We start from the raw sequence: 15,672 nt of genomic DNA, 5'->3' as shown, positions 1-15,672 counted from the left end.
GGTTTGTTTGGTAAATTACACATGATTCTTTGTGCTTTTTCCTTTACCATTGGCTATGTCGATTAACTAATAAGAATTTCATTGTATGTCTCAGAATGATAAAGATTTTGCCCCTATCAATATAGATGTGGATGAGCGTCGCCCAAGTGGTAAGCGCCCTGCTCCTATTGAGAGTGATTCGGCAACGGGTGGCTCAAATGTCTTCACAAGTATTGTACTGGTCGTCGCTATTGCCGCTTGCGCAGGATGTGGTTATCTTTACAGCGAATTACAAAAAGCAAATACAGAAGCGGCAAGAACAGATAGTCGTCTACAGTCACTTGAACAAAGATTGTCCGCCACTGGTGAAGAAATGGGCAACTCTACTGTGGCACTACAAGTGAAAGTCACTGAGCTTGCAGAAAAAACTGAAGAGCTTTGGGAACAAATGGATAAACTTTGGGCGTCTGCATGGCGACGTAACCAAGATGAAATTAAAAATCTACGCGGCGAACTGAATACAACGAAAGCCAATACGAATAATGGTATTCAAAAACTTGAAGGTGAGTTAGCTAGCGCTAGCACAAACGTGCAACAAGTCATGAACCGTATTAATGGTTTGAATGAAAAAATCTCTGCTCAAGCAAATGATATATTGAGTGCAAATGTAAATGCGGAGCAAGCAGGTGAAAAAGTGTCAGCACAAAGCAGCCAGCTAAAGAGTCTGAATGACAAGGTCAAGTTGCTAGAAGCACGCAACGCGTCTTTACTAGATAAAATATCTGACTTAGAAGCATTGCTACAAGAAATCGCAAAGAAAACAGTTTAGTCGTATTCGCTAGGCGAATCACTTCGTCTAGCACATCTATTGGTTTAATACTTACTTAACACAAATACGTCAGATACAAAAAAAGCACCTTTCGGTGCTTTTTTTTGGCTTTGCCTTAATTCGTTATAACGAATTAGCGACGTAGGCCTAAACGCTTAATAAGATCTTGATAGCGCTCAACATTTTTGCCTTTTAAGTAATCAAGCAATTTTCTACGTTGGCTTACCATACGCAAAAGACCGCGACGTGAGTGGTGGTCTTTCTTATGATCTTTAAAGTGGCCTTGAAGCTTGTTGATATTGTTTGTTAACAATGCAACTTGTACTTCAGGTGAACCCGTATCACCTTCTTTAACGCCAAATTCAGCTACGATGTTTGCAATTTCTGCAGTACTTAGTGACATATTTATCTCCAAAAGAGTGTAGTGTTAAACAACAGCATGCCGATCACTAATTCAGTCATGCCAAAGAGAGCGCGTATTATACTCAGCGCGCACGTTTTCACAAGTATTTTAGCTTATTTCTCACCAAAATAGTCTTCTCGATAAACGACTGAGCGTTTTGGCCAGATTTCTATTGTCTTTTCGTCTTGACGAACCACGCTACCTATACCAAAAAACAGCTCATCAGAACGTCGATAAACACGAATTAACTCGTCATTCGCTGATGCGCCATCAAGCACAATGGGTTGACCGTGCAGAAAGTCATCTATTGATTTATCATCTACTCTGACTTCATCTAGGCTCAAAACTGCAGTATCCATAGGTAGTAGCAAAGCATCTAATTTATCGAAGTTTCTGAACTCGCGATCTATGTCTAAGCTTTCTGATAGAGATTGTAACTCTGTGACCGGTATCATTTGGTCAACTGGGTAGTTCGCCACAGAAGTTCGTCTTAGCATAGTGACGTGTGCACCGCAGCCGAGGTCTTGACCAATATCATCAACCAATGAGCGGATATAAGTTCCTTTGGAACAGTGTACTTGCATGTCCACTTCATTGTTTTCAAAGCGCAATACTTCTAAACTAAAGATGTGAATATCTCGTGCTTCTCTCGGCACTTCCATGCCTTGTCGTGCATAATAATACAAAGGCTTACCTTGGTATTTTAAAGCTGAGAACATAGACGGAACTTGCTTAATATCACCACGATATTTAGGCAGCAAATCATGCAACTGTGCTTCGCTCACGTTGACAGGCTTTGTAGCTATAATCTCGCCATCTGAATCAGAGGTGTCCGTACGCTCGCCTAATTTTGCAGTCACTATATACGTTTTATCGGCATCTAATAGAAACTGCGAAAACTTTGTTGCTTCACCTAGGCAAATTGGCAACATGCCTGTTGCTAATGGATCCAATGCCCCTGTGTGACCGGCTTTTGCTGCACCATAAAGTCGTTTTATCTGTTGCAGGATGAAATTAGACGACTCACCCGTGTATTTATCGACCAATACAACGCCGTTGATCGCCCTACCTTTTTTTCTTCTCGCCATGCCTTAAATCAAATCTCACTACTACGCATTTACAAAATGCTTTTTCTATTCTTGAAACGCTCGGTAAACAAATTTAAAGAAGCGATGTTACTCTTCTTCGTCTTTTCCCTGATTAGACTTTTCTTCATCTTTTGCTCTGGCTTGATTAACCAAAGTAGAAATTCGAATCCCTTCAGTAATCGATTCATCACGAAAGAAATGAACAGCTGGCACAGCTCTCATTCGAATTCTTTTCGCTAGAATAGAACGGACGAATCCCTTTGCGTCTTGCAAACGCACTAGGTCAGCTTTGATTTTTTCCTCATCACTGTTATAAAAAGTCACGTATATCTTAGCATGCGCTAAATCGCGCGACACTTCGACACTTGAGATAGTGATCATACCTACATCGGGTTCACGATGTTTAAATTCATTCTGTAGAATACTTGCAATCTCTTTATGCACTTGCTGACTTACACGGTCAGTACGTGAAAATTCTCTTGCCATTTGTTGTCTCCTATTTTCTATTTATACGGCTCAATTTGAGATGAGAGGCATAAACGAAAAAAACGGAGGCCGTAGCCCCCGTCATTATTACTTAGTGTTTATCTTCCAAGCTTTGCTAGGAATAAGCACTCACAGTGAATACGAAAATTAGATCTCGCGTTTCACTTCAACGATTTCGAATACTTCTATCTGGTCGCCAACTTTAACATCGTTATAGTTTTTAACGCCGATACCACACTCGATACCTTTCTTAACTTCTTGAACATCGTCTTTAAAGCGACGCAATGATTCTAATTCACCTTCGTAAATCACGACATTGTCGCGTAGAACACGAATTGGATTGCTACGTTTGATGTTACCTTCGGTAACCATACAACCTGCAATTGCACCAATTTTTGGTGATTTAAATACATCTCGAACTTCAGCTAGACCCATGATTTCTTGTTTGAACTCAGGTGCTAACATACCGCTCATCGCTTGTTTCACTTCATCAATTAGTTCATAAATGATGCTGTAATAACGAAGATCGATTTCTTCTGCTTCCAAAATTCGGCGAGCAGTTGCATCGGCACGAACGTTAAAACCAACAACGATTGCACTAGATGCTGCAGCTAGACTTGCGTCAGTTTCTGTTATACCACCAACACCGCTACCAACAATGTTCACTTTGACTTCATCTGTAGACAGCTTAATTAAGCTTTCAGAGATAGCTTCAATCGAACCTTGAACATCTGCTTTCAATACAACATTCAATTCGCTAACGTCACCAGACTCCATGTTCGCAAACATGTTTTCTAGCTTCGCTTTCTGCTGCTTCGCTAACTTCAGTTCACGCTGCTTGGTATGACGTTTAGAAGCGACTTCACGCGCTTTACGCTCGTCGTTCACCACCAATGCGTCTTCACCTGCGATCGGTACACCTGACAAACCAAGAACTTCAACTGGTGTAGAAGGACCGGCAACTTTAATTTCTTTACCATGTTCGTCGCGCATTGCACGAACGCGTCCGTACTCTTCGCCACATAGTAATATGTCACCCGCTTTCAATTCACCTTCTTGAACAAGTACCGAAGCAACAGGGCCTCGTCCTTTGTCCAAGCGAGACTCAATTACGATGCCGCGAGCTGGGCCACTTGCCACTGCTTTAAAGTCGAGTACTTCAGCTTGAAGTGAAATTGCTTCGAGAAGTTCATCAATCCCCATACCTGTTTTGGCAGATACATTCACGAACTGATGTTCACCGCCCCATTCTTCAGAGATAACTTCAAGCTGCGAAAGCTCTTGCTTCACTCTATCTGGATCGGCGGCTTCTTTATCCATTTTGTTCACAGCAACAATCAAAGGAACGCCTGCTGCACGACTGTGCTGCACCGCTTCTTTAGTTTGTGGCATCACGCCATCATCTGCTGCAACAACCAAGATAACGATATCAGTTGCTGTTGCTCCACGAGCACGCATAGCGGTAAACGCGGCGTGTCCAGGAGTATCTAAGAATGCAATTCTGCCATTCTCTGTTTCAACGCTATATGCACCGATGTGCTGAGTAATACCGCCGGCTTCGCCGTCAGCAACTTTAGCACGTCGAATATAGTCAAGAAGTGACGTTTTACCATGGTCAACGTGACCCATGATAGTCACGACTGGCGCACGTGTTACCTTCTCACCTGTAGAACTTTCAGCAATCAACTCATCTTCTAATGCGTTATCATTGACGAGTTCATAGCGTTGGCCCATTTCTTCAATGACCAACACTGCAGTGTCTTGATCTAGAACTTGGTTAATTGTCGCCATCTCACCCATTTTCATCATGGTTTTGATAACTTCAGTCCCTTTCTTAGCCATACGGCTAGCAAGTTCACCTACAGTGATAGTCGCGCCAATCTTAACAACGCGCTCAACAGGTTGAGCTGGCTTATTAAAACCGTGCTTAAGGTCTTCACCGGCATTCTTTTTCGACTTTTTACGACGACGTGAAGAGCGCTCAACTTGCATATCTTCTTCATCTTCAGCTTCTTGCGCATAGCGATTCGAGTGAAGGTGAACGTCTTCAGCTTCTTGCTTCTTACGACGTTCTTCTTCTTCTTTCCAGCGCTTGTCATTTTCTTCAGCTAATTTACGTGCTTCATCAGCCGCTTTTTTAGCATCTTCTTCTAACTTACGCTGAATCTCTTCTTCTTGTTGCTTTCTAATGCGTTCAGCTTCAGAGCGCGCTTCTTCTTGCGCTTTTTTCTCTTCGTCTGTTAGCGTCGGTTCGTTCTTCTTACGCTCTTCCGCTTCTTTCTTCGCTTTTTCAGCACGAGCAGCACGTTCTGCTTCTTGCGCTTTACGCGCTTCCGCTGCTTGCTTAGCTTTCTCTTCAGCCGCCGCTTTCGCTGCTTCTGCTGCTTGCTTCTCAGCTTCGAGTTTCGCTTGTGCTTCAGCGGCTAGACGTGCGGCTTCTTCTTCAGCTAATCGCTTTTCTTCAATATCAGTGCGTTTTACGTAGGTACGTTTTTTACGTACCTCCACTTTAACTGCTTTCGATTTACCTAGGCTGATCGTGCTAGTTGTTTTACGCTGTAAAGTCATTTTCTTAGGCGCTTCCGAGCCCGTACCACCATGAGATTTACTCAAGTGATCTAATAATGTCTTTTTCTCTTCTTCTGTAACAATCTCGCCTGCGGCCTTTGTTACGCCAGAATCTTTGAACTGCTGAACCAAACGATCAACGGTTGTGCCAATATCTGTGGCGAGCTTTTCTATGGATACTTCTGCCATATTCTTTACTATCCCCCTGCTGACCTATTCTTCATTAAACCAAACGATATTACGCGCAGCCATGATAAGCTTTCCTGCGGTTTCTTCGTCTAGTTCTTCAATATCGCTAATCTCATCTGTACCCTGCTCTGCAAGACCTTCTAAATCGGTCACGCCTCTGCTAGCAAGTACAAATGCAACGTGTCTGTCCATCCCTTCAAGGTCTAATAACTCTTGAGTAGGTTCTGAACCTTCTAAAGACTCTTCGTTCGCCAGCGCTCTGGTAGTTAACCACGCTTTTGCACGATTACGCAGCTCTTCAACTGTGTCTTCATCTAAACCGTCAATTGCGAGTAATTCACTTACAGGTACATAAGCTATTTCTTCTAAAGAAGTAAAACCTTCATCGACTAATACAGAAGCAAAGTCTTCGTCTATATCAAGACCAGACGTAAATACTCCAAGTACTTTCGCGTTTTCTTCTTCGTGTTTCGTATTCAAGTCTTCAACTGTCATTACGTTAAGTTCCCAACCAGTCAATTGACTAGCAAGGCGAACGTTCTGACCGCTTCTACCGATTGCTTGAGCTAAATTATCAGCTTCAACGGCTACATCCATTGTTTTTGAATCTTCATCAACTACGATAGATGCAACTTCAGCTGGCGCCATTGCGTTAACGACGAATGATGCAGGGTTTTCGTCCCACAAGACAATGTCGACACGCTCACCACCAAGCTCACCTGAAACAGCTTGGACGCGTGAACCACGCATACCAACACATGCACCAACAGGATCTAGGCGTTTATCGTTCGTTTTTACAGCGATCTTGGCGCGAGCGCCTGGATCTCTTGCTGCGGATTTAATTTCTAAGGTTTCTTCCGCAATTTCTGGCACTTCCAGTCTAAACAACTCCACCAACATATCTGGGTGAGTACGACTGATAAACAACTGTGCACCGCGTGCTTCTGGACGAATAACGTACAACAATCCACGAACACGATCGCCTGGACGGAACGTTTCGCGAGGGATCATATCGTCACGGTAAATAACACCTTCAGCATTATTACCCAAATCAATAATAATGTTATCACGGTTAACTTTCTTAACCGTTCCAGTTACCAGTTCACCAACGCGATCTTCGTATTCCGCAATCATTTGCGCACGTTCCGCTTCACGGACTTTTTGAACAATGACTTGCTTAGCAGTTTGCGTCGTGATGCGGTCAAACGCGATTGATTCAATCTGTTCTTCTACAAAATCACCTAACTGAATTTCTGGTTCGTCGATTTGCGCAGCAGAAATTGTCATTTCTGCATAAGGGTTCTCTTGTTCTTGATCATCTTCTATCACTAACCAGCGACGGAAGGTGTCAAAGTCACCTGTTTCACGGTCTATAGCAACTCGAACTTCAATTTCGCCTTCGTTCTTCTTTTTAGTGGCGCTCGCTAATGCAAATTCTAACGCTTCAAAAATCTTTTCTCTTGGCACTTGCTTTTCATTAGATACGGCTTCAGCCACCAACAAAATTTCTTTACTCATCTTATAAGCCTCACAGAATGTTTCGATAAAGAAACAAACACTCCCTAATAGTTAATCAAAATTCGGGACCAAATTGCCTTTTTCTATATTAGCAATGGCCAAGGAAAATTCTTCATTATCTACTTTTACTAAAATGTTTTGATCTTCGCATTTTAGTAAAAGTCCTTTAAAGTTTCGTCTTCCATCTTGTGGCATAGATAACTTCACAGAAACAGTTTCACCTACCACTGATTCATAATGCGCTTCTTTAAACAAAGGCCTATCCATACCTGGAGAAGAAACTTCCAAGTTGTATTCAGTTGAAATCGGATCTTCAACATCTAATACAGCACTTACTTGATGACTGACATCTGCACAGTCATCTACATCGATGCCATTTTCATGATCGATATACACTCTTAAAATAGAATGCTTTCCAGCTCTAACAAACTCAACACCAACCAGCTCAAAGCCCAAGGCCTCGACAGGTGCGTTTAACATGTCTGTCAATTTTCGCTCTAGTTGCGACAAATCTACACTCCAAAAACAAAAAAAGGGCTTACAGCCCATACTTTCTCTCGCGTTTTTTACCAAACTCAAGATACAAAAAAGCCCCGGTCAAGCGGAGCTTACAATAACTACAACTGTCTGCTCGATAAGCCTTAGCCTATCAAGACGCTTGACCTGAACGCTACTTTGCCTAGGCCTTATGAACAATCAACAACATCAAATGCTGGCAATCTAAGAACACTATGCAGGGAGCCCGTCCCAAAAACTTGCGCAAAGTATAACGCTGTTGAGCTGCAGACGCAAATATAAGTGTTCGTAACCTAATCTGAACAAGGAATAGGTCACAAAGTCATTAACTCACTTTCATTCGCATTTTTTTTAAGCCATGCTAAACCTATATAAAAGCAATTAAATCAACTAACAAATAATACAACAAACACACTACACAGGAGATGCCAATGCCAGAAAAATATTCGATAGAACAAATAGACGATGCCCTAACAGAATTGAATAGAGAGTTAGAAGATGGGCAAAAGTGGCAGATAAAGGAAGACAAGTTGTGCAAAACCTTTAAGTTTAAGAGTTTCATTCGCGCCTTCGGTTGGATGAGCCAAATAGCGATATGGGCAGAAAAGTTAAACCACCACCCTGAATGGTTTAATGTTTATAACAAGGTAGAGATTGAATTAACCACACATGATGTTGGTGGGATCAGTGAACTTGACTTCAAACTGGCAACTAAAATGGAATTGTTTTCCTAGTTGGTCGCACAAAATCGTTTTAATTCGTACGTAATTCAGTCAATTTGTTTATAGTTTCAACGCTTATGAGTTTTTTTACTAAAAGTTGAAAACTATGGTTGCCAAGCAGTTTTTGCTATGTATAATACGCACCACTTGAGACGGCCAAGTCGTCACAAACCAGAACAATCGCGGGATGGAGCAGTCTGGTAGCTCGTCGGGCTCATAACCCGAAGGTCGTAGGTTCAAATCCTGCTCCCGCAACCACATAAAAAAGACTCATCATTTGATGAGTCTTTTTTTTTATCTAAATTTACACCTGTGCAAATCAGGGGTACAGTTTAGGGCGTGCTGGTTCGATATAGAACTTGTATACAAAAACTTTAGGACTTTATGTGTAGAAACATAAGGCTGCTTTGAGTCGCAATACCCACCAATGGTAAAGAATGTCCGAACAAAATAGCACTTTCAAAGAAGCGCAGAAGGACTTTGTCGAAACAGATGTACTAAGGAAGATACGAAGACACAGGTTAATGCAGATATGTGCTGCAACAGCTCTGGGTTTGCTCGCCTCACTTTTAGTCGCTAGAGGCGTCACTTTTTGGATTTTCGCTGCAGGTTTATCATTCCTTGTACTTGCTTTTGGTCTAGCGTACAAGAATTTCACCCTCTCATCAGCGTCTGTATTACTCGCCTCCATGTCGTTAATGTTGTTTTCTTTCGCATTAACTGGTGCTGGTTTATTCGATCTTGCTATTCTAGGCTATCCTGGCCTATTGATTTTCTCAGCGATATTAGGCGGCGTAGTTCTCTTTTTAAGTATGCTAAGCGTCATCATATTGCAGTGTTTAGCATTGACCTACATGACGATGGAAGCGATTATTACACCAAACGTTCCTGTCTTAAGTTGGATTCACCTCACATTTATACTAGTTATTTTTATCGTCATTGGCTTCAGTGTTTACATCTTAGTTAACGACATAAAACGCTTGATGCGATGGCTCCAAACAGAAAACCACAAAGTGGAAGAGAGCCGTAATCAAATACAACATTTAGCGCATCACGACTCTCTGACCGGTCTGCCAAATAGAAGTTATGGGCAGATCTTATTCGAGCAATCACTCGCAGCAAGCCAATCTAAAAATGTTAACCTAGGCATTCTCTTTATTGACCTAGATAACTTTAAGCCAGTTAACGATGCACTTGGACATGAAGCTGGCGATACTCTGCTGGTTAAATTGAGCAAGCGTCTACGTGAAATGTTAGCTAATACTCAGCACCTAGTGAGGTTCGGTGGTGATGAGTTCTTGATCATATCGCCCTATGAGGACAAGAGTGAATTAGAGTTACTCGCTGTCACCGTGATCAACGAGTGCACTAAAGGTTTCGAAGTCAAGCAAACCAGATTAGTGCTTTCAGCATCAATCGGCATTGCATCAAGTCCTGAACACGGCGATGACTTTAAGCAGCTTTGTAGAAAAGCCGATATTGCAATGTATCGAGCGAAAAAAGATGGTCGCAGCACCTTCCACTTTTATGAAGAGAGCTTAGAACAGGCGAGTGATGATAAATTTAGCCTCTTACAGCAAATTAGACCGGCTGTAAAAAACCAAGATTTTGAACTTTATTATCAACCCATCATAGATATGACTAACGCAAAAGTCATTTCAGTGGAGGCATTGCTAAGATGGCCACAAGCAGATGGTAGCTTTATTCCTCCAGATAAGTTCATCCCACTGGCAGAAACCTGTGGTGCAATTAATGATTTAGGAAAATGGGTCATAGAAGAAGCCTGTCGGTATTGTGCGTCGATGCGAGCCAGCGGATTTACTGACCTGAGAGTCTCCGTCAATTTATCTGTTATGCAGTTTAAAGATGGTCAATTAAATAGGATAGTACAAGAAGCGCTAGCTCAGTCAGGACTTCTGGGGGAAGCGCTTGAATTTGAGCTAACAGAATCATTACTTATCGATGAAACAGAACAAATTCAGAAACAATTACACATGTTGACAATGCAAGGTTGTACTATTGCGATTGATGACTTTGGCACTGGATACTCAAACCTAGCCTACTTAAGAGAGTTTAAAGCGAGCCGCTTAAAAATAGATCGCTCTTTTGTGACCAATATTTGTACATCTCATGATAATGAGCTCCTCGTTTCTGCCATTATCGAATTAGCGAAAAACTTAGGCTTAGAAGTTGTCGCTGAGGGTATCGAGGATGCTGAAACACTGGCAAAACTGCAGTCCCTATCTTGCAAAAAGGGACAAGGATATTTGTGGTCGAAGCCTCTTCCAGCGAAAGACTTGCCTACGTTTCTGAATAAATACTTGCCGCATTAATAAAAACATTGATAATTTGTCGACCCTCATCATTTGCGAACGTCCAAGCGACTCATGGATGAGACATAAACAATAAGGAAAATACTCGAGTGAAATTGCAAACTAAACGTGTTGACGGATTTACTTTAATCGAACTCATCATTGTCATCGTACTATTGGGTATACTGGCGGTTATCGCTCTGCCTCGTTTTGGTTACTTTTCATCTGATGCTCGAATAGCTGCGTTAAACGGGATAGCAACACAGATGAGATCGACAATCACTCTTGTGCAAAACAAAGCAAGAGCGCAAGGCCTGCGCCCTGTTACCAATAACCCTGGCTCAGGACAGTCTGGCTACATCGTTGATTTTGGTTTTGGCACAACAGAAGTTATGTTCAACACGCTTTGCCCTGAGAGTATTGGTGAGTTTGGAGATGATTTACGCTTGTTAGACTTTATGAATGAATCGTTAACGAGTGACATTAGCACCCGAATCGACAATCAATACACTTTATTGGGATATGATGTGCCTGTAAGTGGAGTGCCGCTAACTCAGGGTTGTTATATCATTTATGACTCTTTTGCTACGCCAAACTGCACAGTAACTGTCGTGACTGAAGATTGCTAATGCGTTTACACTTTTCTTGTTCATAAAAAAAACCCAGCGATATGCTGGGTTTTTTACTTGGCAAGTTCTACAAATTAAAACTGCATAGCAAGTCTTGCGTAGATTTGACGACCGCGAGGGTCATGAACTTTTGAGTCAAATCCAGCATTTGTAAACACCTGAGGTGGATCTTGGTCAGTAATGTTAATACCACCAATTGTCAGCACGTAATTAGCTTCTGTATCCATTAAACGACCCAGGTCTACGTTAAACTGTGCATCAAATGTGGTATGCGCATCAACTTCTCGGAAACCAAGTGCAGCATTGGTAGCGTCTAGCAAGTTTTGATCGTCATCGTATGCACTGATGTAACGAGCAAATATATTTGCTGAGTACCCTTCGGTTTTCCAGTTAAGTCCTAAATTGAAACGCAGTTCAGGACTGGATGTACCGATGTTGTTAAAGTTTCTCAAACCAGCACCTTCAACGTCACCTGCTTGAGGATCAACTAGGTCATATGCCATTATATAAGTTGCACTCACGCTCGGTGTAAAGGTACCTACGTCTGTCTCCATCTTATAGCTAGTCACTAGGTCAAGGCCAGATGTTTCAAGCGAACTTGCGTTCACATAAGTGGTATTTACCTGTAAAAGTGGACCGTTCAATGGGTCACCTGCACGAATAACGCGCGTTGTATCTTGAGGGTTAGCATTCAAAATAGCTTGGAAACTCTCCTGAATAATGAGGTTTTCGAATTCGAAACTCCAATAATCTAACTCAACTGATAAATCGTCAACTGGCTCAAGTGAAAAGCCCAAGTTATAAGCTGTTGACTCTTCTGGAACCAACTCTTCGTTCCCAGTTGCTCTTGCCGCGGCAAATGCTGCCGCACCCGTCAAAGGATCAACCATTTGATTCAATGACGTTGCACCACCATCTCTTTGGAAGATTGAAGGCGCACGGAAAGACGTTGATATTGAACCACGTAATGACAATTGGTCACTTGCACGATAAGAAACAGCCAACTTCGGGTCGACTGTGTCGCCAGTAGTGCCGCCGTAGTCTTCATAACGTAGGGCAATCTGTATATCTAAATCATCGGTAACAGGCATGGCGATTTCACCAAATAATGCGACCACATCTTGCTTACCCGAGACATCTGCATTACCAATAACAAATGCAAACCTGTCTTGGTTTGAAAGGTCATCATAATCTTGCTTCAGATCTTGATAGCGATATTGCGCACCAAAAGCAACACCCGCTGCACCACCATCCATTTCAAATAGTTCAGTGGAGATAAAGCCTTCAACTACCTCTAAGTTCGATTCAGAATCAATTTCTTGACGAGCGATAAACGAGTCAATAACGGTTTGACTGTTCGGTGTTACATAAGACGTAGAAAATGGATTGAAATATTCACAACCACCAACACCAGGGGTACCTGTCACTGGATCACAGTTCACACCACCGAAACCGCGAAGGGCGTTTTGGAATTGCTGTGCGAGCGTATCTCTAACAGTAAAATAAAAATCATTACGTGCCGCGGTGTAACTTACTTCCCAAAAGCCATCATCAAGCTCACCTTGAAGCATCGTGCTAAATCTAAAGGTATCCGATTCTGTACGAGCCGGATCACCAGGTTGACCAGTACCCAATTCACGACCGAAAAACTGGACAGGGAATCCGAAGAAATTATCAGGGTGATCTGCTGGAACTGTTGGCAATGTTAGTATTGGGAAACTTGGCGAACCGCCTCGCTCAGCTCTGTTCCTCGCATAACTGATTTCACTGATCCACTCAATTTCATCACTTACGCTATATGTACTTCTAAAATAGGCATTTACTCTCGTTTCATCTGGTACAAAAGAATAAGTTGAACCGAAATCAAAACCACAGAATCCAACATCTGTGCCACCAGGACCAACTCCGGCTGGTGCCAGTAATATAGGCGAGCCTCCGAAATTACTGCAGCCAGGATCGATAATTGGCGTTCCCCCAATAAAGAATGAACCAGGGTTACCTAATGAACTCGTATCGTCTTGAGGTCGACTCAATCGTCGGTCGCCGGTAAACAACGGAGAACGGTTTGTGTAACTCAAAGCAGCCATTACGCTACTGTCATCACCAACAGCCCCCCAAAGACCTTGTACTACATATTCTTTATTGTTGCCGTGAGCACCATCTTGGTAATCAAGTGATACAGATGCGCCCTCGTAATTCTTTTTAGTAATAAAGTTGACCACACCAGCGACGGCATCAGAACCATATAATGCTGAGGCACCATCTTTTACAACTTCCATGCGTCCTATTGCTATCATAGGGACCAGTGAACTGGTATCGACGAAATTCACTCCACCATTGTTAGGCTGAGAATTAACTACTTGACGTTTGTTATTGAGCAACACTAGCGTTGATGCAACTCCTAAACCACGCAAGTTGATATTAGACGTTCCAGCCGTTGCATTTTGAGTAAATGCATCAGGTGTATTTTCAGCTCCGGTGTTGATGGTTAAGGTTTGTGTTATATCACCAATGTTTTTCGCACCGATAGCATCAATAGCTTGACTATCAACAACCGCAAGTGGCGATGGTGAGTCGAAGTTTTCGCTGCGACGGACGAAGCTACCAGTAACGAGAATTAGTTCAACTTCTTTGGCTTCATCTTCTTCAGCGTCTTGTGCGAGTGCAATCGTTGGATATGCGAATAACTGTGAAGCAACAAAGGCAGCAATTGCTGTCTTTTTAGCAGTAAATTTCATATTGGTCCCCAAAACTCCGTCATTCTTGAAATCCATCCAACAACGCGGAATATTATTATCATCTGTTAGTGTGCGGCTATACCAATCGTATAGCCTACACTGATAGTAGGTGGAGATGGCCCATTTGTAAATAAATTGTTACTTATATGTAGCCATTAATAGTTAGGATGGTCAGACCACATGCTGAAATTTCATTATCAACATGCTATGCGCCGAGCAACAAGGTAAGAAAAGTGCCTATCATCGCTGGTTTGTCGCGCCCTTTTATATTAACTTGTACCGCTACCTTAAATAACTTCCCGCTTGGCTTCACTTCAATATCACTGACCTCGAAAGTATATTGCAATTGATCATTTACTCGCACTGGCTCTAAAAACCGAAGCGTATCGATACCATAATTGAGCATCGTATTCTTTTTCGGATCAACGGTAATTACCTGTTCAAACATTTTTGGCATCAGCGATGCAGATAAAAAACCATGAGCGATAGTCATGCCAAAAGGGCTTTCCTCTCGGCATCGCTTTTCGTCTATATGTATCCATTGGTGATCCTCTGTTGCATCAGCAAACTCGTTGATCTTTGCTTGATCCACCGTGAACCACTCGGAATTGGGTAATTTGTCCCCAATAGTCAATTGTGAAAACTCCATAACGATCCTTTTTTTATTATTAAATTGAATTGATTTCTAATTATACTATCATTGTTATTAATGATTCATCTCGACTTAATTGTCGAATTGATAATAACAATAACGTGACATAGGAAGAAATTATAAGATGAATTTAAATCGTATCGATCTTAACCTTTTCGCTGTATTTGATGCTATTTATACTGCGGGAAGTCTTACCAAAGCGGCAGATGTACTTTGTATTACACAACCCGCTGTCAGCAACTCTTTAGCTAGATTGAGAGAAATGTTGAACGATCCTCTATTCGTCAGAACCGGTCACAGTATGACCCCAACGCCCGTTGCGCAAAATATTATAGGGCCTGCACGTGAGGCTTTAGGATTATTGCGGAAAAGTGTACAGGAGTCTCACGTATTTGATCCCAGTACAGCGCAAAAAGCATTTAATTTTGCCAGCCGAGACTTACTCGAGGTGAGCATTATGCCAAGACTAATGTCACGTTTACAAAGCTGTGCGCCAAATATCACGCTAACAAACTATGAAATAGCACGTACAAATGTAGTTTCAGCAATGGCCAGTGGTAGTCTCGACTTCTTTGCAGACGCGTCTGCCTTTACAGATCCTCATTTATTAAAGCAAAAAATCGCTGAGGACCGTTTTGTCGTAATGGCACGCAAGAATCACCCTGAATTGAAAAATGGTTTAACTCTCGACACATTCTTGAAGCTCGGCCACATTAATGTGTCACACCGTAAAAAAGGCGCTGGTCCGATAGACATCGAATTAGACAAAATGGGTAAGAAGAGAAAAGAGGTCATGCGTGGACAGCACTTTTTGACGGTACCAAGTGCAATTGTGAAAACCGATCTTATTGCCTGCCTACCCTATCATTTGGCGAAACATTATGATCTCGCGATCTATGAGATGCCCTTCGAGCTACCGAAACTTGAGTACTTTCTATATTGGCATGTTAGTGCCGACCATGATTATGCTCACATGTGGATGCGTGAACAAATTCAAGAAGTGGCAAAAACCTATAATCACTAAACAAAAAAGCCCGCATCAT

At 42.2% G+C, this 15,672-nt stretch carries 13 protein-coding genes and 1 tRNA gene; 6 read left to right on the top strand and 8 right to left on the bottom strand.

The features are described from left to right. Window positions 1–85: 85 nt before the first annotated feature. Window positions 86–808 carry a hypothetical protein gene (locus RM544_RS01800; protein WP_311360071.1) on the top strand — a complete coding sequence of 241 codons (723 nt, stop codon included), beginning with the start codon at window positions 86–88 and terminating at the stop codon, window positions 806–808. 133 nt (window positions 809–941) lie between these two features. On the opposite strand, the gene rpsO is transcribed toward RM544_RS01800, so the two are convergent. The 6 genes from rpsO to rimP form a co-directional block, all read right to left on the bottom strand. Beyond that, window positions 942–1,211: a 30S ribosomal protein S15 gene (gene rpsO, locus RM544_RS01795; protein ID WP_311360070.1), complete on the bottom strand. Its 270-nt coding sequence runs from the start codon at window positions 1,209–1,211 to the stop codon at window positions 942–944. A gap of 113 nt (window positions 1,212–1,324) precedes the next feature. Further along, on the bottom strand, window positions 1,325–2,299 hold the full coding sequence (truB, locus tag RM544_RS01790; RefSeq protein WP_311360069.1) for a tRNA pseudouridine(55) synthase TruB: 975 nt from the start codon (window positions 2,297–2,299) through the stop codon (window positions 1,325–1,327). A gap of 87 nt (window positions 2,300–2,386) precedes the next feature. Beyond that, window positions 2,387–2,785, bottom strand: a complete 399-nt coding sequence (gene rbfA, locus RM544_RS01785; RefSeq protein ID WP_311360068.1) for a 30S ribosome-binding factor RbfA — start codon at window positions 2,783–2,785, stop codon at window positions 2,387–2,389. Window positions 2,786–2,932: 147 nt separating this feature from the next. Next, a complete protein-coding gene (gene infB / locus RM544_RS01780) occupies window positions 2,933–5,542 on the bottom strand; it encodes a translation initiation factor IF-2 (protein WP_311360067.1) in 2,610 nt (869 codons plus the stop codon). Window positions 5,543–5,566: 24 nt separating this feature from the next. Beyond that, window positions 5,567–7,060 carry a transcription termination factor NusA gene (gene nusA / locus RM544_RS01775; RefSeq protein ID WP_311360066.1) on the bottom strand — a complete coding sequence of 498 codons (1,494 nt, stop codon included), beginning with the start codon at window positions 7,058–7,060 and terminating at the stop codon, window positions 5,567–5,569. A 51-nt stretch (window positions 7,061–7,111) separates the two neighbouring features. Next, the gene (gene rimP, locus RM544_RS01770) at window positions 7,112–7,570 is read right to left on the bottom strand and encodes a ribosome maturation factor RimP (protein WP_311360065.1); all 459 of its coding nucleotides are present in this window, start codon (window positions 7,568–7,570) and stop codon (window positions 7,112–7,114) included. A 437-nt stretch (window positions 7,571–8,007) separates the two neighbouring features. Here rimP and RM544_RS01765 point away from each other — a divergent pair, with 437 nt between their 5' ends. From RM544_RS01765 to RM544_RS01750, 4 genes are all read left to right on the top strand, one after another. Beyond that, window positions 8,008–8,310, top strand: a complete 303-nt coding sequence (locus RM544_RS01765) for a 4a-hydroxytetrahydrobiopterin dehydratase (protein WP_311360064.1) — start codon at window positions 8,008–8,010, stop codon at window positions 8,308–8,310. Between the two features lie 169 nt (window positions 8,311–8,479). Continuing rightward, window positions 8,480–8,556, top strand: a tRNA-Met gene (locus RM544_RS01760). A gap of 179 nt (window positions 8,557–8,735) precedes the next feature. Next, complete coding sequence (locus RM544_RS01755; protein WP_311360063.1) at window positions 8,736–10,631, top strand: putative bifunctional diguanylate cyclase/phosphodiesterase; 1,896 nt, start codon at window positions 8,736–8,738, stop codon at window positions 10,629–10,631. Window positions 10,632–10,720: 89 nt separating this feature from the next. After that, entirely contained in the window at window positions 10,721–11,239 is a 519-nt protein-coding gene (locus RM544_RS01750) for a pilus assembly FimT family protein (RefSeq protein ID WP_311360062.1), read from the top strand. Between the two features lie 74 nt (window positions 11,240–11,313). Here RM544_RS01750 and RM544_RS01745 read toward each other — a convergent pair whose 3' ends face one another. After that, complete coding sequence (locus RM544_RS01745; protein WP_311360061.1) at window positions 11,314–13,977, bottom strand: TonB-dependent receptor plug domain-containing protein; 2,664 nt, start codon at window positions 13,975–13,977, stop codon at window positions 11,314–11,316. Between the two features lie 205 nt (window positions 13,978–14,182). Then, window positions 14,183–14,626 carry a MaoC family dehydratase gene (locus RM544_RS01740; protein ID WP_311360060.1) on the bottom strand — a complete coding sequence of 148 codons (444 nt, stop codon included), beginning with the start codon at window positions 14,624–14,626 and terminating at the stop codon, window positions 14,183–14,185. Window positions 14,627–14,753: 127 nt separating this feature from the next. On the opposite strand from RM544_RS01740, the gene RM544_RS01735 reads away from it, so the two are divergent. After that, window positions 14,754–15,653: a LysR family transcriptional regulator gene (locus RM544_RS01735; protein WP_311360059.1), complete on the top strand. Its 900-nt coding sequence runs from the start codon at window positions 14,754–14,756 to the stop codon at window positions 15,651–15,653. Window positions 15,654–15,672 lie beyond the last annotated feature (19 nt).

It is taken from the genome of Brumicola blandensis (assembly GCF_031846165.1).
Taxonomy (GTDB): domain Bacteria; phylum Pseudomonadota; class Gammaproteobacteria; order Enterobacterales; family Alteromonadaceae; genus Glaciecola; species Glaciecola blandensis.
Note: the sequence above shows the minus strand (reverse complement) of the source record. Positions and strands in the feature narration are given on the sequence as shown.